The following is a 20859-nucleotide window of genomic DNA, read 5'->3' as shown; positions in this document are numbered from 1 at the left end:
GGACACTGAGTCATAATTGTGAGCAGCCGTAGGCTGCGTGGCAATCTGGATTGCTTCGTCAATTACTTTATAATTCCTTGTAATGATAGGAAAACCGGTCTACGCAACAATGTTCGCTCACAATAATGATATCTATCTTTATTTAGCAATGCAAAAATAACTCTTCATTTATCGTAGTATATTAATGAATCAAGATAAACCTTACTATCAAATAGTTTATGCACCAAACGATATTTTTAAAAAACAAGCAGAATATATAGACATTGTTGATGATAATATTCGTACTATTGTCGATAAAATGCTTCAGAATTTACATATAGAAAGGACAGTGGGCTTGGGTGCTAATATGGTAGGAATATTAAAGCGTATAGTGGTAGTTGACCTACATGAAAATAATAAATCATCACCTATAGTTTTTATTAATCCGGACATAACTTATTTTTCAGAAGAAAAACAAACTTTTATTGAGGGTTCTTTATCGTTTCCAGGCATTGAAGCATCTATTACACGATCAAAAGCAATCAAGGTAAAATATCTTGATTATAACGGTAATAAGCAAGAACTAGCAGCAGAAGGCTTTTTAGCAACTGTAATTCAGCATGCAATAGATTATTTAAACGGCAAAACTTTCTTAGATTATTTATCATCAAAACTTAAGCGTGATACACTACTTAAAAAGATGCTAAAACATGTAAAACTCCATCCTCCACATATTCACGGTAGCGGTTGTAGGCATTAGACATTTTCTCAAACTTCGCTTCTAGAGGTAATTTATACATCAAGCCTAGACTCGTATCCTCACGTACTAGTGTATACGCTGCGGTGACAAGTGCTTTCGTGTCTCCTTTAAATTCCTCTCTATAAGCGTTTGGAAAGATTGCTATTAAAGTTTTTGACATTTAAATTTAAAATATGTTATAACTGACTAGTTAATTAACTAGTTAATTGTATGAAAAACACAATTACAGCCTTTGATGCTAAAACCCATTTTTCTAAATTATTAGACCGAGCTAGTAAAGGTGAAGAAATTTTAATTACTAAAAGAGGAAAAGCTGCTGCAAAAATTGTTCCTATTGATTCTCATAATAATATTGAAATAACAAAGATTGCAGCTCTTAGACTTCGAAAACTTGCAAAAGAAATTAATTTACAACCATCGGATTTAGAAGTATGGCTAAATTACAAAAATGAGGGTAAGAAGTAAAAAATGGTCTCTTTTGTTTTAGATTCTTCAATTGCTTTATCATGGCTTATGCCTGATGAAGTAGCAAGCTTGGATATACTAGATAAAACCATAACAGAAGAAGCAATTGTCCCTGCTATTTGGGAGCTTGAGATTGGAAATGTATTATTATGTGCAGAGCGTGCAAAACGTCTTACTATAAATCAACGTCACCAAGCAATTTATACTTTAAAGGATCTTTACATCAAAATTGATCAAATAACATTGGAACATATATGGTTTGAGACAATGGATTTAGCCGTACAATATGGATTAACACTTTATGATGCTAGCTATTTAGAGCTAGCATTACGCTGTGGGTTACCAATAGCCACACTTGATAAATCCTTAAAACAAGCAAGTAAAGCCGCTGGGGTCGTAGTATTGTGATCACATCTTCACAAGTCGTAGCCAAGCTACCCAGTCACGTTTGCCTAAATCTTCTTCAAACGATAATAAGTCTTTTACCGTCTGCTTACATATTTCTACGGAAGGGATTATAAGTTTTTATTCTTTTATAGAATTTAGTAGGCATTGCGTTTTACAAACTTGTTCTAAATGGTAAGTATAAAACATAGCTTCATGCATAGTTTTGCCGCAGGTAATAGCACCGTGATTACGAAGTAACATCACATAATTCTGTTTAAGGTCAGTAACAAGTCTACTACTCTGTTTGTCGGCATCTAGTACTAGAGCATTATAATTATGATATGATATTCTGTGATATTCTGTCGTAAAAATGCAATACCCATTGACTGATCGGTAAAAGCCCGCATTTTAAAGCAGAAACGGCAATAGCTGCAGGAGTATGATAATAAAAAATGGCAGAAATATCAGGGCGTGTTTTATAAATACTACCATGAATAAAGTAACTGGTGTTATTATATTGCTATTCTTCTCCTTCTAAAATTTGTCCGTCTAAACTAACTTTTAAAAGATTCTCTGTAGTTACTTCTTCAAATCTTAGTCCAAAAGGATAAATATAGTAAAAATCGGCATTTTTAGGTCTTGCGGATAGATGCATATAAGTATGATCATCCAGCGATAAATACGCCATTATTCGGTAAGCGGCAGCTAAATTATATTTTATATACATAATTGTTAAAATCTATATTGGTTTTATGTTATTCTTGCGTGATGTTGTTGCGTGAATCAGCTTTCCCGTCTGAGCTACGGAAATTGCATAGCAATTGATGAAGCAATCTCAGAAGTCTGTTATCATTTTATGAGATTGCCACGCAAGTACTACAACTGCTTGCAATGATGGGGTAATATCTACACAACAAGGCCACACAGGAATGACATAGGAGCTGTGCAACAAATCCTCAACGCTATTTAAAAGGAGCGTATACCGCTTCTTCCTTTGTTTCTATAATCGCTTCTTTAGGAGCTTTTATGCATTCTTGTAAGGATTTCTTACCTAAATACGGTACTAGATTATAATTTAATATATAGCATTGTAAATTATCTTTCTTACCGCTAAAGTTAAATTCAATTTTATTGCCTTGCTCTAATAGCTTTTTAACTTCTGTTGTTTGCTGGATAAAATTCTTTTGTTCTAAGTTTAAGTGTTTGATTCTTAGTATATTTTTTACTACGGAAAACGTAGAAACAGCAAGCAGCAGAAGGAATATAAATAACTCTTTATTACTTTGCTTGTGTAAGAAAATACTATTTTTAACATACGAAGCTGCAATCATTCCGATAGCTATAATATAACATCCAAGATATCTAAGTAACGATGCCCCTCTAATTGCCTCTTCATAACTAAAGTTAAAGAAATATAAATATAACCGCCACAAAGCAAAAATTATAAAACACGCAAACGTACTTATCAGGAAAAATTTATATTCTTTCAGCAAATCCGGTTTATATTTACGAATTCCGTACCATGCAGCTATACAAATAGTATATACAACTAAACTTCCTTCTTTTAATAAGAATAACAAGAGAAATTTACCGTAATTTAGTAATAATGATCTATGCTGTTCATTAAAATTTTCAGCAATATATACTAAATTGCTAAAACTATGTTCGCATCTGTCAAAAAAATCATGGGTGTTTTTAAAATAACTCATCCAAATAAAATTACACAAAATAGGTAAAGTAAGTAAAATCAGATACGTAATATAATCACTTGATCTTTTAGGCTTTTTATAAAAAATTGTATAATGAGCTATAAGAATTATCGAAGCAAAACTAGCAAGCCATGTTCCAATTTCTCGGAAAAAGGCAAGTAATATCGTAATAGGTAAAATAAGCAACAATGCTTTTTTCCTGTCTTCCGCAAGGATATAAATTACAAAAATAGCTCCGAACATTAAGCCAATAGTACTATCGTTATATATTGAACGAATTCCGGTCGTATATAATACTACGCCGCAAAGTAAAAGTGAAAACAACATTCCGGTTTGCCACAATTTCTTATTTGCGGCTAAAGGAGCTAGAAATGCTAAATGTAATAAGAAATGAGCAAATAATACGTTACCGTCCGAATAACCTGAAAGTAGCAGCATAAAATAATGATAAACAGCAGCTCCTCTTGGATAATGGGCATGAGTAGTAATAATGGAAGTTAACGAAGACTGATTTTCAAAAACACCGAAATATAACAATTCTTTAGTAAATATTCCCCAATGTGAGAAATCATCATAAGCATGCAGCGATGCATCTCTGGTATAAAGAAAAAACAAAAGAATCAATAAAGTAAATACAATGATTTCAATTATATTTTTTCTAGATTCCTGCTTCCACAGAAATGACATGAAGGAGGTATTATTGCGTAGATCAAGAAATGCGTGCGGTGTCATACCGTGGCTTGACCACGGTATCCAAAAATATAACTTAAAAATACTAAACATTTTTAACTGGATCCCGCGATCAAGTCGCGGGATGACAGGAGCGGAGCCACCCCCTACAACAACGCCTATGAAATGCAAGAATGACATGAAAGCTAAAAATATACCGATGAAATAATATATATATGTTGCAGCCGGTAATAGCTTTAACATAGCAAAACAATATAAAATTGGTACTAATATGCTGATTATTACGGGAATAGCGAAAGTCAATCTTGTTTTGAAATATTTGGCAAAAAAAGATGAAAACCCAAAAATGCTTAATATCGGTATTATGATCATATTAATTTGTAAATAATTTTTTGATCATTGCGTGGACCGGTAAAACCCACTGTGTCACCCCGCGGCTTAACCACGGGGTCCAAAAAACAATAAAAAATACTAATAATTTTAGTATTTTTAACTGGATCCCGTGGTCAAGCCACGGGATGACAGAGGTGAAATTGATTCACACAACAAGGCCACGCGGAAATGATATAGAACGAAAATGTCCGGTACTATAGGTATCCAATACCCGATCGCAACAACGCCTTTATCACCCGTGTTTAATTTTAGCTTGTGCTGCGGCGATTCTTGCTATAGGGATACGGTATGGAGAACAAGAAACATAGTTTAAATTCATTCTATGAAAAAATTCTATAGAGGCAGGGTTCCCTGCATGTTCTCCGCAAGCTCCGAGTTTCAAATTAGCATTACTGCTTTTTCCACGTTTTATAGCAATTTCAATTAATTCTCCTACTCCTTCTTCATCGAGAGTAGTAAATGGATCGGATTCAAAAATCTTTTCTTCTAAATAATATGGAAGAAAAGAGGCAATATCATCTCTAGAAATTCCATATGTAGTCTGAGTTAAATCATTAGTACCAAAACTAAAATAGTCAACTTCCTTAGCTATGTTCTTACTGCCGAGTGCTGCCCTGGGTAGTTCTATCATAGTACCAAGCGTAAAGGAAAACTTATATCTATAACGTTGCTCTAATTCCTCTATTACCGAATAAATATCCATTTTAAGCTTTTTTATTTCACCTACATTGCTAATTAAAGGGATCATTAATTCTAAGTTACATTTTATGTGTTCTTTTTTATGTAGCTCAAAAATAGCTGTAAAAATTGCTTCAATTTGCATTTGGTAAATTTCCGGCGAACATATACCAAGTCTACATCCACGGTGACCGAGCATAGGATTTACTTCATGCATAGCATGAAGACGTTGATTAATTATGGATAAAGGTAGATTTAAGCTATTGGCCAAATTTTTTTTATCTTCTTCGGTGGTAGGTAAAAACTCATGTAACGGCGGATCAAGTAATCTAATATTTACCGGTTTATCTTTCATTACTCTGAATAAAGCTTTAAAATCCTCAGTTTGCAGAGGTAATAATTTCTGCACGGCAAGCTTTCTCCGTTCTATATCAGGAGCAATAATTATGTCTCTTACTAAAGGAATTTTATTTTTATCAAAAAACATATGTTCGCTACGACACAAACCTATACCTTGAGCTCCAAACTTTATAGATACTAAAGCATCGTTAACTGTTTCAGCATTTGCACGAACTTTTAAGCTACTAATCTCGTCTGCCCAATCTAAAATTAATTTTGATTCCTCACTGAAAGTAGGTTGAATTAACGGCATTTCACCTAAGAAGATTTTACCGCTATCTCCGTCAATCGTTATAATATCACCTTGTTTAATAACTATGTCGCCTGCTGTTAATATTTGCTTTTTCTCATCTATAGATAAATTACTTGTACCGCAAACACAAGGCTTCCCCATACCTCTTGCCACAACTGCAGCATGTGAAGTCATTCCCCCTCTAATAGTTAAAATACCTGAAGAAACATGCATTCCGTTAATATCCTCAGGACTAGTATCATGGCGTACTAAAATTACTTTATGATGATGAGATAATTTTTCGGCATCATAAGGTGAGAATACTGCAATACCTGTTGCAGCCCCAGGAGAAGCAGGTAGCCCCTCAGCAATAGAAGTAAGCCCCTTACTGTAATCAATTCTTGTATGTAATAATTGATTTAATGATTCCGGATCGATTCGCATTAAGGCTTGTTCTTTAGAAATAAGCTTTTCTTCTACCATTTGTACGGCAATATTAATAGCAGCGATGGCTGTTCTTTTTGCAGTACGTGTTTGCAAAATATATAGCTTATTATTTTCTATAGTGAATTCTATATCCTGCATATCTAAGTAATGTTCTTCAAGCTTTTGTGCAATTTGTGATAACTCCTTAAATACTTCCGGCATAATTGCTTGCATAGAATTTGAATCATTTGCAATAATAGGCATAGGTGTTCTAGTGCCCGATACTATGTCTTCACCTTGAGCATTTATTAAAAACTCTCCAAAGAGCTTTTTTTCTCCTGTAGAAGGTGATCTAGTAAAAGCAACTCCCGTAGCTGAAGTTTTACCTAAATTACCAAAAACCATTGCTTGGATATTAATAGCCGTACCGAAATCCTCCGAAATATTATTGATTTTTCTATATATAACCGCTCTATTACTCATCCAAGAATGTAGCACCGCTTTAATTGCCGATTCTAACTGTTCATAAGGATCATTAATTAGTTGCTTAGTATACTTAATATGCAACCGTTTGAAATCATCAATAATTTTTTCTAATAATTCTACGGTAATATCGCTATCTTTATGAATATCGGCTTGTATCTTGTGCTTTTCGTAAATTTGTTCAAATAGATCACTAGGTATAGATAATACCGTTGAACCGTACATTTCTAAAAATCTTTTGTAACTATCAAGAGCAAATCGTTTATCACCGCAGGAATCCGCAAGAGCATTACACACTTCATTATTCATTCCAAGATTAAGGATAGTATCCATCATTCCAGGCATTGAAATCGTAGAGCCCGAACGCACCGATAACAATAAAGGATTGCTTGTACTGCCGAAAATTTTACCGGTCATTATTTCAAGTTCAGTGATAGCTTTTTTTAAGTCGCTTTGAAAGTTTTTAGGAAAGTTATTATTGTGGGTATAAAAGTAATTACATAGCTCTGTAGTTATTGTAAAACCATCAGGAATAGGTAGTTTTAGGTTGGACATTTCGGCAAGACCAGCACCTTTGTTACCAAGTATATTTTTCATGCTAGCGTTTCCATCACTACCATTACTGCCAAAATAATAAATTAATTTTTTCATATCATATATCAAAATTTGCTAACAATTTATGGGTTTAGGAGTATTAAATACATATTTATACAGTATGAAAAAAATAGTAGCAACGTTAAATTAAGAATATCTTTAATAAAATAGTTGAAATTTTAAATTTGTTATTATACTTACTAATTTAATTATATCCTGTGTACAAAAGTCAAATTTTCAAAAAAAATCTTATTAATTTTTGCTAAAAAATATCTCAAAATAGCAAATCAATTAGAAACCTTCACAGAACCTAATAAGTTAATTAAACTTATTCTAAATGTTATTGACTAATTTAAGAAAATTGACCATAATTCTAAATGGTCGTGCAGTTGCGTGATGATATAGCAAAGCTATAGATCACGAGGAAAGTCCGGACTCTATAGAGGTATGGTGCCGGTTAACCTCCGGCAGAGTATTATTACTTTAGGGACAGTACCACAGAAAATACACCGCCAAGTATGAATACGAAGATCAACTTCAAAAAGCGCTAGGAGTTCATAAGACGAGGAACGGAGCGTATACTTAATACGTGAGTATCGTAGTACTTGTGAAATGACGCAGCCAATTTTTGCAGTTGATCGAGTATTTTTGGTAAGGGTGAAAAGGTACGGTAAGAGCGTACCGGTAAGTTGGTAACAAATTACGCATGGTAAACCCCACCAAGAGCAAGATCAAATAGGCATTACAGAACTTATCAAGTTCCCGGGTTATCTCTAGCCGGCTTGTAATGCGGGTAGATCGCTTGAGGTAAACGGTAACGTTTATCCTAGATAAATAACTGCAATGAATTTATATTCATACAGAATCCGGCTTATAGACCTTATTGTCATCCCGCGACTTGATCGCGGGAGCTTAGAAAACAGCTTAATAAATATTGATAGATCCTGCGATCAAGTCGCGGAATGACTAGGACTGTAAAATAATTTAATGAAAAAGTTATATCATAATCCTATTTGTCCTCTTTCAAGACAAGCACGTGTCTTCTTAAAAGAATTAGATATAGAATTTACTACGATTAAAGAAGATTATTGGCAATTCAATAAAGATTTCTTAAAAATAAATCCTGCCGGAACTTTACCTATTTTAGCAGAATCATACGGCTTATTTGTGGTAGGTATTTATCCTTTTGTTGAATATCTTAATAGCAAATATCCGAATTTTAATTTTTTAGATGAAGATATTGATATTTGTTGCGAAATTAGACGATTATTCTTTTGGTTTAACGATAAATTTTATCGTGAAGTTACTAAGATTATTATCGATGAAAAAGTTATAAGATCAATTGCTAAAATGAGCAGCCCACGAACCGAGTTTTTACGTGTTGCAAAAAATAATTTAAATTATCACTTAGAATATATAACTTCTTTACTAGAAAAAAGAAGTTATCTGGTATCGGATTCACTAACTATGGCCGATATTGCCGCAAGTTGTCACTTATCGGTACTCGATTACTTCGGTGAGATTTATTGGGATAAATGGACGCTTATCAAACATTGGTATTCACTAATTAAATCAAGACCGGCTTTTAGGTTATTACTACAAGATAGAATCCCTGGCTTTACCCCTCCAAACTATTATACAGATTTAGATTTTTGAATAGACTTCTTTGGAAACTCTACTTCTAGAGGTAATTTGTGCGTCAATTCGCTGCTCGCATCCTCTCACGTACTGCTATGTATGCTGCGGTGCTGTGCTGCGCGTGTTTCCTACAAATTCCTCTCTATAAGCGCGTTTTCGAAGAAGTCTAATATATAATTTAATAATTTGATTCTTTCCGTATCATGAGCTTTTAGTATTTTATGAATATTATTAAGAGATTGATTTTTTATGAGTGCAGGCTCATATTCAAGATGCACTCCACTTAAAATAGCTGTCCCGTCGCCGTAAGTACATCTTATTATTGCAGCCTGAGAATCCTCATAACTTGCTATTATTTCAGTATCTTTGGTATTTTCTGCATCAATAAAATATCCACCGCCATTATAAAAAGCATAACAATCCTTAATATTTAAATTAAGTGTTGGATTTATTTTTAGATAAGCAGCTCTTGCTCCTTTATGTGAGTTGTAATAATAAGGAGCAAGCAATGGTCCTCTAACCGTTCCATTGAAAATCTTTAATTCTCTTTTACTTATAACCTCTATATTTGTTCCTTTAGCGAATTCTACATAGTTACCGCTGTAGTAACTGCCTGCACATATCCCAAGAAAATTACCACCGTTTTTAATATAATTCTTTATATTAGCATTTCCTTTGCCTTGCAATTTTTGTACATAGTATAAATCTCTTCCACCGAGTAAAATAAGTAATAAGGTGTTTTGAACCCACTTTTCGTCTATAATTTCTTGTGCAGTAATATAATCTACGTTATACTTTGGAGCATAAAGTCTTAAGGTATGCACGCAATGCTTAATACTTTCTTTTGAAACTCCTAGATCATTATAAATTTTTATTTTCATTTTTATATTCTTGACAAGGACATTATATAATTCTATTTAGTGTAATTACTTAAAAATAGATCATGCGGTAATTTTATGCAACTTAATTCAATCTCACTACCGTTAACCACAAGGCAAGCAATAGAAATAGTTTTAGGAGTGGCATTACTTACTATTTGTTCACAAATAGTAATACCTATAAAGCCTATATTTATTTCATTGCAAACCGTTGCAGTGATATTCATCGGACTTACATATAATAAGACTACCGCACCTTTAACAATATTATCTTTCATAACTCTTGGAGCAATGGGAATCCCTGTGTTCGGAGAATTTTCAAGCGGTTTACGAATATTATTCGGTCCTACCGGAGGATATCTAGCAGGTTTTGTAATTGCCGTATATGTTATAGCTAGCTTAAAAGATAAAATTTTTACTTCTAATCAATGGTTAAATCAGATATCTTTATGTTTGATCGGTAATATAATTATTATGAGTTTAGGCTGGATGTGGCTCTCTACACTCTTAGGAGCAAGCGGTGCATTTTACGGCGGCGTATTACCTTTTGTAATACCGGGAATAATTAAATCAGTATTATTAATTGGACTTATCAATGCAGTAAAACCAAAAACCCGATGAACTTCAGTATTGCCTAAAAACAGTTGATCTAAAGTTTCGATGTCATTCCCGCGAAAGCGGGAATTCACTACTTTTAAGCTTTCTAAAAGTTTGATTTATCTTGCTTTACCCTGGATTCCCGCTTTCGCGGGAATGACATAGAGTAGGTTTTTCGAACCATGCAAAAACACCACATTTGTAGGAATGGCATCAATCTTTAAGTTGACCACAAATATGGTATAACTCTATCATTCATGAAAAAAATCAATAACAATGCTAATACCGCATTTTCCGGTGCCGACCTGGAAAAATAACATTAAATATGATCTTGAAAATATAACAAGACTTTTAAGAGCCTTAGGTAACTCTCATTTAAGACTTCCTCCCGTCATACATATAGCAGGTACAAACGGTAAAGGTTCAAGTAGTGCTATGCTTAAAAGCATCTTTACGCTTGCCGGTTATAAGGTACATTGCTATACATCTCCTCATTTATTAGAATTTAATGAACGAATTGTAGTAGCAGGTGAGAAAATCTCGGATAATGAATTATGGCAGGTGTGTGAGCAGGTGAGGGTAGCAAGCGAAAAATTTAATATTGAACCTAGCTTCTTTGAAGGTACTACGGCAGCAGCGTTTCTAGCATTTGAGAAAACAAAAGCCGATATATTAATTTTAGAGACGGGACTAGGCGGTCGGTTAGACGCAACAAATATAGTAGAACAACCTTTAATTACTTTAATTACACCTATTTCATATGATCATATGCATATGCTGGGTAATACATTACCCCTAATAGCAGTTGAGAAAGCTGGTATTATGAAGTCTTGCGTTCCTTGCGTTATAAGTATGCAAGTTTTGGAAGTTTATGAAACATTATTTGCCAAGGCTGAAGAGTTAGAAGTACCGAGTTTCTGTTATGAATATGATTTCGGTATTAAAAAGACGGACAACGGATTTATTTATTCATCACGAAATTTTACCTATGAGTTTCCGACTCCTTCGCTACTTGGTGATCATCAATTAATAAATGCTGCAAGCGTTATTGCCTTAATAAGCCTTATTAACAAACAATTTAATATTAATAATGAGGTTATTGCTAAAGGATTACAAAATACTATTTGGCCTGCTAGAATCGAAAAAATAGAACCGAAAAAATATTCTAAATTAATAGGTGATAATGTTCAAATTTGGATAGACGTAGCTCACAATAATAGCGGAGCTCAAGTTTTGGCAAATTGGATGCGTGATAATTTAAAATCATCGATATATTTAATACTCGGTATGACTAAAAATAGGAATATTGAGGAATTTTGCTCTTACTTTAAGGGTTTGACAATTAAAGGTTATGGCGTTAAAGTTTTATCCGAACCGCTAAGCCATAGTGCAGAAACAATAAATTTGGAAGGCAGAAAGAGTGGTATTGATTTTAGCGAAAGCGACTCACTCGAAGAAGCGATTAGTGATATAAAGAAGATAAACGGCGATAATAAAGCAAATATTATAATAACCGGATCGCTTTATTTAGCTTCCGATTTTTATAAGTTACTATGATGTCATGCCTGCGTGGATACTAAATCATCATTGCAAGCAACTGCAAGGAGCGTGGCAATCTCATAAAGTAGGACTCCTGAGATTGCTTCGTCAAAATTTTCAATTTTTCCTCGCAATGACGTATTGATTCTTGCTATAAATATATAAAAACCAACATAGGAGAAAATAACATGACCTATTGCAACAAATCTAATCAAACCTCATATCCTTTTATCTTACCTGATTTACCTTATGAGAAAGAAAGTTTTAAACCACATTTTACTCTCGAGACTCTTGATTATCATCATGGTAAGCATCATAATACTTATGTACAAAATCTAAACAATTTACTCAAAGATAAAGAAGAATTACAAAAAAAGATTTAGAAGAAATAATAGAATGGTCATCACAAAACTCAAATGCGGCTATTTTTAATAACGCAGCCCAAATATGGAATCATACCTTTTTTTGGCATTCAATAAAGCCGCAGGGCGGAGGTAAGCCAAGCGGTAAAATATTAGAACAAATTAATAAAGATTTCGGTAGTTTTGAAGAGTTTTGCGAACAGTTTAAGCAAGAGGCAGTAGGGCAGTTCGGTAGCGGCTGGGCATGGCTTGTATATCACGATAATAGGTTACAAATTATAAAAACCGCTAATGCCGGTACACCTATAGCAAACGGTATGAAGCCGCTTCTTGCATGTGATGTATGGGAACATGCTTATTATATTGATTATCGTAACAAACGACCTGATTATGTTGACATATTTATTAAGCATATGATTAACTGGAAGTTTGTAGAAGATAATTTAATAAAATAAAACTATGGCTGATATAAAGGTAAGAAAACATCCTATTATTAATAATCTGAAGCAAGAGTCAAAAACTCCTGTAGTTAATGAGCAATCTGATATATTAGAGGAGTTAAAAAACCTAAAAAAATTCAACAATCTTCTAGCAATCAAACAAAAACATTGCAGGAGTTAGAGCAAGCACAGAAAGCTCCTATCGAATATATAGCTTTTAGTGGAGGAGGAGCTAAGGGAGCACAATATATTCCGGAGCTTATGAGGCAGCAAAAAAAGCTGGTATTTTAGATAATGTCAAGGCGGTAGCAGGTTCTTCCGCTGGTGCTATAACTGCCACAGTGGTAGCTCTTGGGACACCCGCCTGCGCGATTTGAAGAAATTTCTAAAAATACAAATCTGCAAACTTTACTTGGAAAAAAAGGATTTTCTGCGGATATAGTACAGTTAAATAAAGACGGTAAACCTTTATATGCTCTATTAGAACTTGTTATTAAAGAAAATATAGGAAATTTTTTACAGAGATCAGATATAGTAAATGTTAAATATTATAAAGCTCTTGATGAATTAAGAGAAAGATACAACCAAAAAGACGGTAAAATATATTTTAAGGATATAGCGTTACTGCGAAAATATGATCCAGTGCAGTATAAAGATTTAGTAATTATGGCAACTCAGCAAGAGACAAGTGAACTAACTATTTTCAATAGCTTTGATACGCCAAATGTTGAAATTGCTTTAGCTTGCTGTGCTTCTGCTTCTATACCGCTTGTTTTTAAGCCGGTAGAAATTGACAGTAAAAAATATATAGACGGCGAATATAGAGATAATATACCAACAAAATATTTTAAAGGCAATGAACTGGCATTTGATACAAAAGCAGTAACTGATAATATGGAGGAGATTCCATTAGCTAAAAAACAAGGTAGAACTCTAGCTATGGCTTTTGGGTACGGGTATGGAAGCTGATGCAAATATTGCTATATATAGTGCAAAAAAATTTGACAGCCCAAGTGATATCGTAAAGTTTTTAGCTGATATATTATTTAAGACGCTTGCAAAAGTAGGAGGAAAATTTAAATATACTGAAACTCTAAGAGCAACTAATGAACAGTTACGTGAAAATGCTTTAAACACTGTTGTTTCAGATACTGCCGGAATAGATACTTTGGATTTCAAAGATGCACCAAAATATTCTAATTATTTGTATATTAAATAAAGGATATTGTCAAACTAGAGAACATTTGAATAATCATGACCTTGGCAAAGAAGCAGATAAAATATTTGACCATCAAAAAGTTCTACTAAATGTTTATGAAGTTTATGATAATAAAAATCTACATAAAACATTTGGCACTAAATTGTTAGAAATGTTTATTCAGTCAAAAGAAAATAATACTTCTAAATGGCAAGAAGGAGTTATTGAAAATCATGATGGTAAAGCAAAGATGTTATTATCATTTTGTAAAACCAGAGCATTAAACGAAAAAGAATTAAATGAAAAGCTTAAAGAATATGTAATTATTGCTGCAACTAATCGTAATAATACACTAAAAGCGATACAAACTCATTGAACGCTTTATTGTATACCTTAAATGATACTACTGCTTCAAGTAAAATAAAAGATAGTTTCATTGAGGTACTTGGAATAGATAAAAATAAAGATGTAAGATTTGATAAAACTAAAACCTTTGATGAAAATATTGCTAAGTTTAAATTTACTAAACAAGATTTAGAAAGCTTTATAACTAAGAGTAAAAGCGAAGCACCAAAAATTCAAAGCAAACATAGTGTAGCTACAAGTCATGTCAGTAGGGGGCAAGTTAGGTGTTTTTATGTCATTCCCACGAAAGCGGGAATGACATCGAGCGGGTTTTTCGAGCCATGCAACAAAGCTCGCCTTTCCTCGCAATGACGACTACTAAAAAAAAATGAATATCGGTAAATTTAAACTAATTGTTTTTGACAAGCTAGACAGTACAAACTCTGAGGCTATGAAAATGGCTCAGAATGCTAATGTTGATTCAAACTATGCAGTACTTGCCAAATCTCAAACTAATGGACGTGGTAGAAGCGGCAAAAACTGGCAGTCTAGGTCAGGTAACTTACATGTAAGTTTACTAATAAAGCCTGATAAAGAGCTAGAATTATTGCCGCAATTATCTTTTGTTATGGCACTTAGCGTTTATGATAGTATAACCTCTTTATGTCACTCCCATAGTTCTATATGTCATTCCCGCTTTCGCGGGAATGACATAAGGAACGAAAATAACATTATACAACTAAAATGGCCCAATGATGTATTAATTAACAGTCGGAAAATTGCCGGTATACTTCTTGAATCTGTTAAAGTAGAAAATAATTATTACCTTATTATCGGTATCGGCATTAATATTACCTATCACCCTGATAATATCGACCAGCCTACTACTAGCTTAATAAGCGAAAATCTACCACCTATAGAACCGCAAGCTTTACTTGAGATATTAATAGAAAATTTTGAAGAATATTATCAAATTTGGCATAATCACGGTTTTCCTTTTATTAAAAAAAAATGGTTAGAACATGCTTATAAGTTATATGAAAATATTAGCGTTAAATATCAAAATGATATAGTAACCGGTCTTTTTAAAGATATCGATAATACTGGCAGAATAATATTGCAACTACCTTCCAAAAAAATAATCTCTTTTTCCACTGCCGAACTTTTTTTTAATAAAAATATTACTAAATTTAAATTGTAGATTTAATTTTTGTTAACTTCTACTTAAGCTCCAATTTAACAAGGTAATAAATATATGCCCCAAGAGAATAACAACCCAAGTTATCTGTCTCAAGCGTTTTTAACAAATGCATATGAGCAATTAAACGAATTTAAAAAACTTGCTTCTAATAACATTCGTACATTAATGCAAGATCTTATAAAATTGAAAAAGCTTTTAAATGTACACTATTTACGGGTAATAACAACGCATGTGAAGGTTTAGTAGAATTATAGGACGAAGTATAATAAAAAATGCCTAATTATGAACTTCAAAATATAAATATAACACAATTTAGAGATATTATGGTCTTAGTCGGAAGAGAACTTAAGCATGAACAATGTACAAATACCTCCTTATTGTCAGTAAATATTAATGAAAAATTTCTCAAACCAAGTGTTGTTACTCACGTAAAAACTATTGAAATATGTCAACAGCAAAATAGTGAAGATCCTTTCGCAATTAACGAGTCAGAAATATTTAATCAAAAATGCAAGGTTAAGCAGTACGGAATTTGAGCAATTTAATAGCTTTTTTAAAGCAAGATGTGGAAGTAATTTTGCTTTGAGATTTAGGAATTATGCAGATTATAGAGGAATTAACGAAGTTATTGCTAAAGGGGACGGTAATTTAAATAAATTTCAGCTAAGGAAGATATATAGCGATCCTATTGCTCCTTACGAACGAGTTATCACTAAACCGGTTAATAATAGCGTAATTCTATATATTAATAATGTAAGAACTATGGGCATTGTAGATTACAACGATGGTATAGTGACCTTACCAAGTCCCTTAGTTCAAGATGTAATTTTAACTGCTGATTTTACTTTTGACGTAGCAGTTAGATTTAGTATAGATAGTTTTGAATATTCTTATTGTAATGATGGTTCTATAGCGTTATCCAACATAGAGTTAGTGTAGGTGATTATATGAGTATTGCGATTGAAGAGGTAATTACAAAGCTTACGAATTTTGTTTATTGTTTTCAAATTAAGCGAGCTAGCGGTGAGGAATTAAACTTAACAAATAGCGATCATGCTATAAAAAGTGAAGAGAGAGTTTTTTTTACCGAATTCCAGTTTAGATTTAAAAGAAGCAGAATTTAATGATTCCGCACAAAACCATATAATCATTGAAGGTATTTTTGAGGAAAACGGCATTACGACAACAATCGATTTAAATAATGCTATTGTTAAAATAATAATATATACTGACAAAGTTTTTGAGCATTTCGTTACATATTATTGCACTTTATATACAAAATACGATTTAAACTTTTAAATACATTTAAAACCCGAAACGGTAAAATATAATCAGACTATAATTAATCGATATAGCAAAACATGTAGAGCAGTTTTCGGAGATAGTCAATGTAAAATAGATAAAGCTTTATATAGTGGCATGTATAAGGTTAAAGAAATGCTCAAGGACAGTTTAAGAATACTAGATTTAGATAAAGAAAACGGCTATTATAACGGCGGTCAAATTATATTCAGCGAAAATCATTTTAACAGTAAAGTTCTAAGCAATTTCGGTGATTTGATTATATTAGAGGATATTATACCGGATTATGTTAAAGATGCCGAGGAAATAAAAATTACTGCCGGATGTGATAAAAATTTTATAACCTGTTGCAATAAATTTAATAATGCTATAAATTTTAGGGGTGAACCGCTAATACCAAAAATAGATTTTATAAATTTAGTATAATCAATGAAACAAAGTTTTATAAAACTAGTATATACAGAGCTAAAGAATATAATAAATATGAAAAGCTCCAAACAACAGCAAAAAAAAGAAACGCAATTAATTGATTATTTTAAAATAGTTGAAAGTAATATATTATATACATTTCAAAAAATAAAAAAGGAATATGAAAGAGACTAAACGTTTTTTTAACAAAAATAATAGATTAAATAAAGGTTATGCTAAGACTTTTAGTGTAAACGAACCTGATAATAATTTTTACCGTAAAAAATTTGAACATATATTACCGCCAATTGATTTAATCAGTGAGTATGAGAGTATTTATCCCGGTACTTTACAGGAATTAATGCATATGGCACAACAAGAGCAAGCTCATAAGCATGCTATAGACCTAAAAAACTTGAAAATACAGGCAAGAGTCGCTAAATTAACACGAATCTGTTTATTAATATTTGGAATTTGCCTTGTAGTTTCAATTTTTTTAAAACTGTCTAAATAAAATTAAAGATAAAATATTTTATTTACTTGTAATTTTAAATAAAATAAGTTAAATGCAATATATATTTATTTATAAACATAATACGGAGAAATTTTATTTCTAAAAATAATTTTCCTAAGGCTAATAGAGAAATCAGAGCTAGAGAAGTTCGTTTAGTAGGCGAAAACGGCGAAATGCACGGCGTCGTAAATATTAGAGAAGCATTAGATATGGCGGAAAGAGCTGGTCTTGACTTAGTCGAGATATCACCGAATGCTGTACCCCCTGTCTGTAAAATTCTAGATTTTGGTAAGTTTAAGTACGAAAGCAAAAAACGTTTGCATGAAGCACGCAAAAAACAAAAAATCGTCGTACTTAAAGAAATGAAATTTAAACCTAATATTAGTATAGGTGATTTTGAAACTAAATTAAGAAAAATAAAAGAATTTTTAAAAGACGGAGATAAAGTAAAAATTTCTTTATGGTTTAAGGGACGAGAGATTCTTCATAAAGAGGTCGGTCAAGAACTATTTAAACGTATAGAAGTAGGGCTCGAAGGACTCGTTAAAATCGATCAGCATGCTAAAATGGAAGGTAAACAGATGATAATGATCGTTAGCCCTGATATTAAGGTACAATAGCTACTCAAATCGTCATTGCGCGCGAGAACGTAGAGAGTGTGGCAATCTCAGGAATTTTACTGTTTCATGAGGTTGCCGCGTCGAGGCTTTGCTTCTCCTCGCAATGACTTGTAATAACAACAATAAAAAGTCAAATCTAAATAAGTTATGCCGATTAAAATTTTAATGCCTGCTTTATCTCCAACTATGACGGAAGGAAATCTAGCTAGGTGGTTAAAAAAAGAAGGAGACAAAGTGAATCCTGGAGAAGTAATTGCTGAAATTGAAACCGATAAAGCAACGATGGAAGTAGAAGCAGTAGACGAAGGTATACTTGCTAAAATAGTTATCCCACAAAATAGTCAAAATGTACCTGTTAACTCTTTAATTGCCGTGTTAAGTGAAGAGGGAGAAGAAAAAACGGACATTGATGCGTTTATTGCAAAAAATAATAGTGTATCACCGTCACCGAAAACAGATGCTAATCTTCCGAAACCCCACGAGAATATAGCTAATGTAGAAGAACAGGTAACAGTTATAAAACATGATGCTAGTAAAATATTCGCCTCACCGCTTGCAAAAAGACTTGCAAAAATGGGAAATATTAGATTTGAGAGCGTGAAAGGTAGCGGTCCGCACGGTAGAATAGTCAAACAAGATATCTTATCATATACTCCTAGCACTGCTCATAATAAAATAGTTAGCAGAAATCCTGAAGAATATCGTTTAGTACCAAATAATAATATCCGCAAGATTATAGCCAAGCGTCTACTTGAATCTAAACAAACAGTTCCACATTTTTATTTATCTATAGAATGTAATGTCGATAAATTGTTAGATATAAGAGAAGACATTAATAAATCTTGTTCTGAAGATAAATCAACAAGGATATCGGTTAATGATTTTATTATTTTAGCAGTAGCCAAAGCTTTACAAGAAGTGCCAAATGCCAATGCTAGCTGGGGAGAAGATGCCATTAGATATTACAATAATGTCGATATTTCAGTAGCGGTGGCGATTGAGAACGGGCTTGTTACACCGATAGTTAAAAATGCCAATCAAAAAAACATTCTAGAACTATCTCGTGAAATGAAAGCATTAATAAAGAAAGCAAAAGATAATAAATTAACCCCTGAAGAATTTCAGGGCGGAGGGTTTACCATTTCTAACCTCGGTATGTATGGTATTAAGAATTTCAATGCTATAATTAACCCACCGCAAAGTTGTATAATGAGCGTCGGAGCTAGTGCAAAACGTGCTATAGTCAAGAATGATCAAATAACTATAGCAACAATTATGGACGTAACTCTTTCTGCCGATCACCGAGTAGTAGACGGAGCAGTCGGTGCTGAGTTCTTGGCAGCATTTAAAAAGTTTATAGAGAGTCCCGCTTGGATGTTGATATAAGTCGTTATTACGAGCAGCCATAGGCTGAGTGGCAATCTCGTCAAATATCCTGAGATTGCTTCGTCGAAACTTTCAGTTGCTTCTCGCAATAACGTTGAAATCTCACCCATAAACAAATCACAATAAAATAACATGCGTTTTTCAGATAATTTAGCAAAAATTTTAGATAAATACGAAAATTTAGGCAACAAACTATCTTCCGGCATTATGGGAGACGAGTTTGTTAAGGCATCTAAAGAATATGCGGAACTTGAAGATGTTGTAGCAAAAATTAAAGAATATAATAAGGCTAAATCTGAGCTTGAAGAAGCAAATAATTTTAAGCTAGAAGTGGGACTTGATAATGCCACTTTAGAAATGATTGAGGACGAAATATACACTCTTGAAAATTCGTTACCAAAACTTGAAAGAGCCGTAAAAATTGCTTTATTACCAAAAGATGATGCGGATAGTAAAAGTGCTATTATTGAAGTTAGAGCAGGAAGCGGTGGAGAAGAAGCTGCACTTTTTGCTGCAGTACTTTTTAATATGTATCAAAGATACGCTGAGTTAAAAGGATGGCGTTTTGAGATATTAGCAATTTCCGATACGGGAATAGGCGGTTATAAAGAAGCATCGGCATCAATAAAAGGCAAAGATGTATTCTCTAAGCTCAAATTTGAGTCAGGCGTTCATAGAGTACAGAGAGTACCGGAAACGGAATCACAAGGACGTATTCATACTTCGGCAGCAACGGTTGCAGTACTTCCTGAGGCTGAAGAGGTTGATATTAAAATTGAAGATAAAGACTTAAGAATCGATACTTATAGAGCTTCAGGGGCTGGTGGACAGCACGTTAATACTACCGATTCTGCCGTACGTATAACTCATATCCCTACCGGTATTACCGTAGCCTTGCAAGATGAGAAGTCACAGCATAAAAATAAAGCAAAGGCGTTAAAAATTCTACGTGCTAGAATTTATGAAGAAGAACGACGTAAAAAGGGACAAGAAAGAGCTGATAGCAGAAGAGGGCAGATAGGTTCGGGAGATCGTTCGGAACGGATACGTACTTATAATTTCCCACAGGGCAGAGTATCCGACCATAGAATAAACTTAACACTTTATAAGATAGACGAAGTAGTTAAAAACGGACAATTAGATGAGTTTGTTGAAGCTTTAATTGCGGATGATGAAGCTAAAAAACTTTTAGAGATATAAGTGTATATTGTCATTGTGAGTAGGCATTGTTGCGTG

The 20859-nt window shown here is 33.2% G+C and carries 16 protein-coding genes, 1 other RNA gene and 5 pseudogenes; 17 read left to right on the top strand and 5 right to left on the bottom strand.

Annotation, left to right across the window (positions count from 1 at the left end; all coding sequences use genetic code 11):
• Positions 1–184: 184 nt before the first annotated feature.
• The 3 genes from def (at position 185) to RAT170B_RS05200 (ending at position 1612) form a co-directional block, all read left to right on the top strand.
• Positions 185–739, top strand: a complete 555-nt coding sequence (def, locus tag RAT170B_RS05210; protein ID WP_045805790.1) for a peptide deformylase — start codon at positions 185–187, stop codon at positions 737–739.
• Between the two features lie 210 nt (positions 740–949).
• Positions 950–1204 (top strand): type II toxin-antitoxin system Phd/YefM family antitoxin, encoded by a 255-nt coding sequence (locus RAT170B_RS05205; protein ID WP_014014355.1) that lies wholly within the window; start codon positions 950–952, stop codon positions 1202–1204.
• Between the two features lie 3 nt (positions 1205–1207).
• A complete protein-coding gene (locus RAT170B_RS05200) occupies positions 1208–1612 on the top strand; it encodes a type II toxin-antitoxin system VapC family toxin (RefSeq protein WP_045805789.1) in 405 nt (134 codons plus the stop codon).
• Here the strand turns inward: RAT170B_RS05200 and RAT170B_RS05195 are convergent.
• The 3 genes and pseudogenes from RAT170B_RS05195 to ppdK all read right to left on the bottom strand — a co-directional run bounded on the left by RAT170B_RS05195 (position 1613) and on the right by ppdK (position 7252).
• A pseudogene (locus tag RAT170B_RS05195) lies at positions 1613–2318 on the bottom strand (class II aldolase/adducin family protein). It abuts the gene before it with no gap.
• Positions 2319–2553: 235 nt separating this feature from the next.
• On the bottom strand, positions 2554–4362 hold the full coding sequence (locus RAT170B_RS05190; RefSeq protein WP_045805788.1) for a hypothetical protein: 1809 nt from the start codon (positions 4360–4362) through the stop codon (positions 2554–2556).
• A 253-nt stretch (positions 4363–4615) separates the two neighbouring features.
• A complete protein-coding gene (gene ppdK, locus RAT170B_RS05185) occupies positions 4616–7252 on the bottom strand; it encodes a pyruvate, phosphate dikinase (RefSeq protein WP_045805787.1) in 2637 nt (878 codons plus the stop codon).
• A gap of 316 nt (positions 7253–7568) precedes the next feature.
• Here ppdK and rnpB point away from each other — a divergent pair.
• Together rnpB and RAT170B_RS05180 are read left to right on the top strand one after the other, a co-directional pair.
• Positions 7569–8085, top strand: an RNA gene (gene rnpB, locus RAT170B_RS07845) — RNase P RNA component class A.
• 97 nt (positions 8086–8182) lie between these two features.
• Complete coding sequence (locus tag RAT170B_RS05180; protein ID WP_014120824.1) at positions 8183–8851, top strand: glutathione S-transferase family protein; 669 nt, start codon at positions 8183–8185, stop codon at positions 8849–8851.
• Here the strand turns inward: RAT170B_RS05180 and RAT170B_RS09845 are convergent.
• Positions 8839–9007 (bottom strand): annotated as a pseudogene (locus tag RAT170B_RS09845) (palindromic element RPE1 domain-containing protein); the annotation flags it as partial. The gene RAT170B_RS05180 and the pseudogene RAT170B_RS09845 sit on opposite strands and share 13 nt — an antisense overlap.
• Complete coding sequence (locus RAT170B_RS05175; protein WP_014014360.1) at positions 8962–9714, bottom strand: BPL-N domain-containing protein; 753 nt, start codon at positions 9712–9714, stop codon at positions 8962–8964. The pseudogene RAT170B_RS09845 and the gene RAT170B_RS05175, both read right to left, overlap by 46 nt.
• A gap of 75 nt (positions 9715–9789) precedes the next feature.
• On the opposite strand from RAT170B_RS05175, the gene RAT170B_RS05170 reads away from it, so the two are divergent.
• The 12 genes and pseudogenes from RAT170B_RS05170 (at position 9790) to prfA (ending at position 20823) form a co-directional block, all read left to right on the top strand.
• Positions 9790–10332, top strand: a complete 543-nt coding sequence (locus RAT170B_RS05170) for a biotin transporter BioY (RefSeq protein WP_045805786.1) — start codon at positions 9790–9792, stop codon at positions 10330–10332.
• A 252-nt stretch (positions 10333–10584) separates the two neighbouring features.
• Complete coding sequence (locus RAT170B_RS05165; RefSeq protein WP_014120826.1) at positions 10585–11865, top strand: folylpolyglutamate synthase/dihydrofolate synthase family protein; 1281 nt, start codon at positions 10585–10587, stop codon at positions 11863–11865.
• A gap of 170 nt (positions 11866–12035) precedes the next feature.
• Positions 12036–12664: pseudogene (locus RAT170B_RS05155) on the top strand (superoxide dismutase).
• Positions 12665–12668: 4 nt separating this feature from the next.
• A pseudogene (locus tag RAT170B_RS10545) lies at positions 12669–14468 on the top strand (patatin-like phospholipase family protein); the annotation flags it as partial.
• 112 nt (positions 14469–14580) lie between these two features.
• Positions 14581–15393: a biotin--[acetyl-CoA-carboxylase] ligase gene (locus tag RAT170B_RS05140; RefSeq protein ID WP_045805785.1), complete on the top strand. Its 813-nt coding sequence runs from the start codon at positions 14581–14583 to the stop codon at positions 15391–15393.
• Positions 15394–15855: 462 nt separating this feature from the next.
• The gene (locus RAT170B_RS05125) at positions 15856–16332 is read left to right on the top strand and encodes a TIGR02217 family protein (RefSeq protein ID WP_045805782.1); all 477 of its coding nucleotides are present in this window, start codon (positions 15856–15858) and stop codon (positions 16330–16332) included.
• An 8-nt stretch (positions 16333–16340) separates the two neighbouring features.
• Positions 16341–16569, top strand: a pseudogene (locus tag RAT170B_RS05120) (hypothetical protein); the annotation flags it as partial.
• 123 nt (positions 16570–16692) lie between these two features.
• Positions 16693–17121 carry a phage BR0599 family protein gene (locus RAT170B_RS05115; RefSeq protein ID WP_082068671.1) on the top strand — a complete coding sequence of 143 codons (429 nt, stop codon included), beginning with the start codon at positions 16693–16695 and terminating at the stop codon, positions 17119–17121.
• 163 nt (positions 17122–17284) lie between these two features.
• Entirely contained in the window at positions 17285–17617 is a 333-nt protein-coding gene (locus tag RAT170B_RS05110; protein ID WP_045805780.1) for a DUF2335 domain-containing protein, read from the top strand.
• A 59-nt stretch (positions 17618–17676) separates the two neighbouring features.
• A complete protein-coding gene (gene infC / locus RAT170B_RS05105; RefSeq protein ID WP_081497909.1) occupies positions 17677–18237 on the top strand; it encodes a translation initiation factor IF-3 in 561 nt (186 codons plus the stop codon).
• A 147-nt stretch (positions 18238–18384) separates the two neighbouring features.
• Positions 18385–19623: a pyruvate dehydrogenase complex dihydrolipoamide acetyltransferase gene (locus RAT170B_RS05100; protein ID WP_045805779.1), complete on the top strand. Its 1239-nt coding sequence runs from the start codon at positions 18385–18387 to the stop codon at positions 19621–19623.
• Positions 19624–19755: 132 nt separating this feature from the next.
• A complete protein-coding gene (prfA, locus tag RAT170B_RS05095; RefSeq protein WP_014014373.1) occupies positions 19756–20823 on the top strand; it encodes a peptide chain release factor 1 in 1068 nt (355 codons plus the stop codon).
• Positions 20824–20859 lie beyond the last annotated feature (36 nt).

Origin of the sequence: Rickettsia argasii T170-B (assembly GCF_000965185.1) — a bacterium.
Taxonomy (GTDB): Bacteria; Pseudomonadota; Alphaproteobacteria; order Rickettsiales; family Rickettsiaceae; genus Rickettsia; species Rickettsia rickettsii.
The sequence above is the reverse complement of the archived record's forward strand: the minus strand, read 5'-3'. Positions and strand labels throughout refer to the sequence as shown.

Excerpts from the sequence above, each read along its gene's own strand:
- RAT170B_RS05140 (WP_045805785.1), top strand. The coding sequence starts at position 14,581 with ATGAATATCGGTAAATTTAAACTAATTGTTTTTGACAAGCTAGACAGT.
- RAT170B_RS05180 (WP_014120824.1), top strand. The coding sequence starts at position 8,183 with ATGAAAAAGTTATATCATAATCCTATTTGTCCTCTTTCAAGACAAGCA.
- prfA (WP_014014373.1), top strand. The coding sequence starts at position 19,756 with ATGCGTTTTTCAGATAATTTAGCAAAAATTTTAGATAAATACGAAAAT.
- RAT170B_RS05175 (WP_014014360.1), bottom strand. The coding sequence starts at position 9,714 with ATGAAAATAAAAATTTATAATGATCTAGGAGTTTCAAAAGAAAGTATT.
- RAT170B_RS05190 (WP_045805788.1), bottom strand. The coding sequence starts at position 4,362 with ATGATCATAATACCGATATTAAGCATTTTTGGGTTTTCATCTTTTTTT.
- RAT170B_RS05205 (WP_014014355.1), top strand. The coding sequence starts at position 950 with ATGAAAAACACAATTACAGCCTTTGATGCTAAAACCCATTTTTCTAAA.
- RAT170B_RS05100 (WP_045805779.1), top strand. The coding sequence starts at position 18,385 with ATGCCGATTAAAATTTTAATGCCTGCTTTATCTCCAACTATGACGGAA.
- RAT170B_RS05110 (WP_045805780.1), top strand. The coding sequence starts at position 17,285 with ATGAAAGAGACTAAACGTTTTTTTAACAAAAATAATAGATTAAATAAA.
- def (WP_045805790.1), top strand. The coding sequence starts at position 185 with ATGAATCAAGATAAACCTTACTATCAAATAGTTTATGCACCAAACGAT.
- RAT170B_RS05165 (WP_014120826.1), top strand. The coding sequence starts at position 10,585 with ATGCTAATACCGCATTTTCCGGTGCCGACCTGGAAAAATAACATTAAA.
- RAT170B_RS05170 (WP_045805786.1), top strand. The coding sequence starts at position 9,790 with ATGCAACTTAATTCAATCTCACTACCGTTAACCACAAGGCAAGCAATA.
- ppdK (WP_045805787.1), bottom strand. The coding sequence starts at position 7,252 with ATGAAAAAATTAATTTATTATTTTGGCAGTAATGGTAGTGATGGAAAC.
- RAT170B_RS05200 (WP_045805789.1), top strand. The coding sequence starts at position 1,208 with ATGGTCTCTTTTGTTTTAGATTCTTCAATTGCTTTATCATGGCTTATG.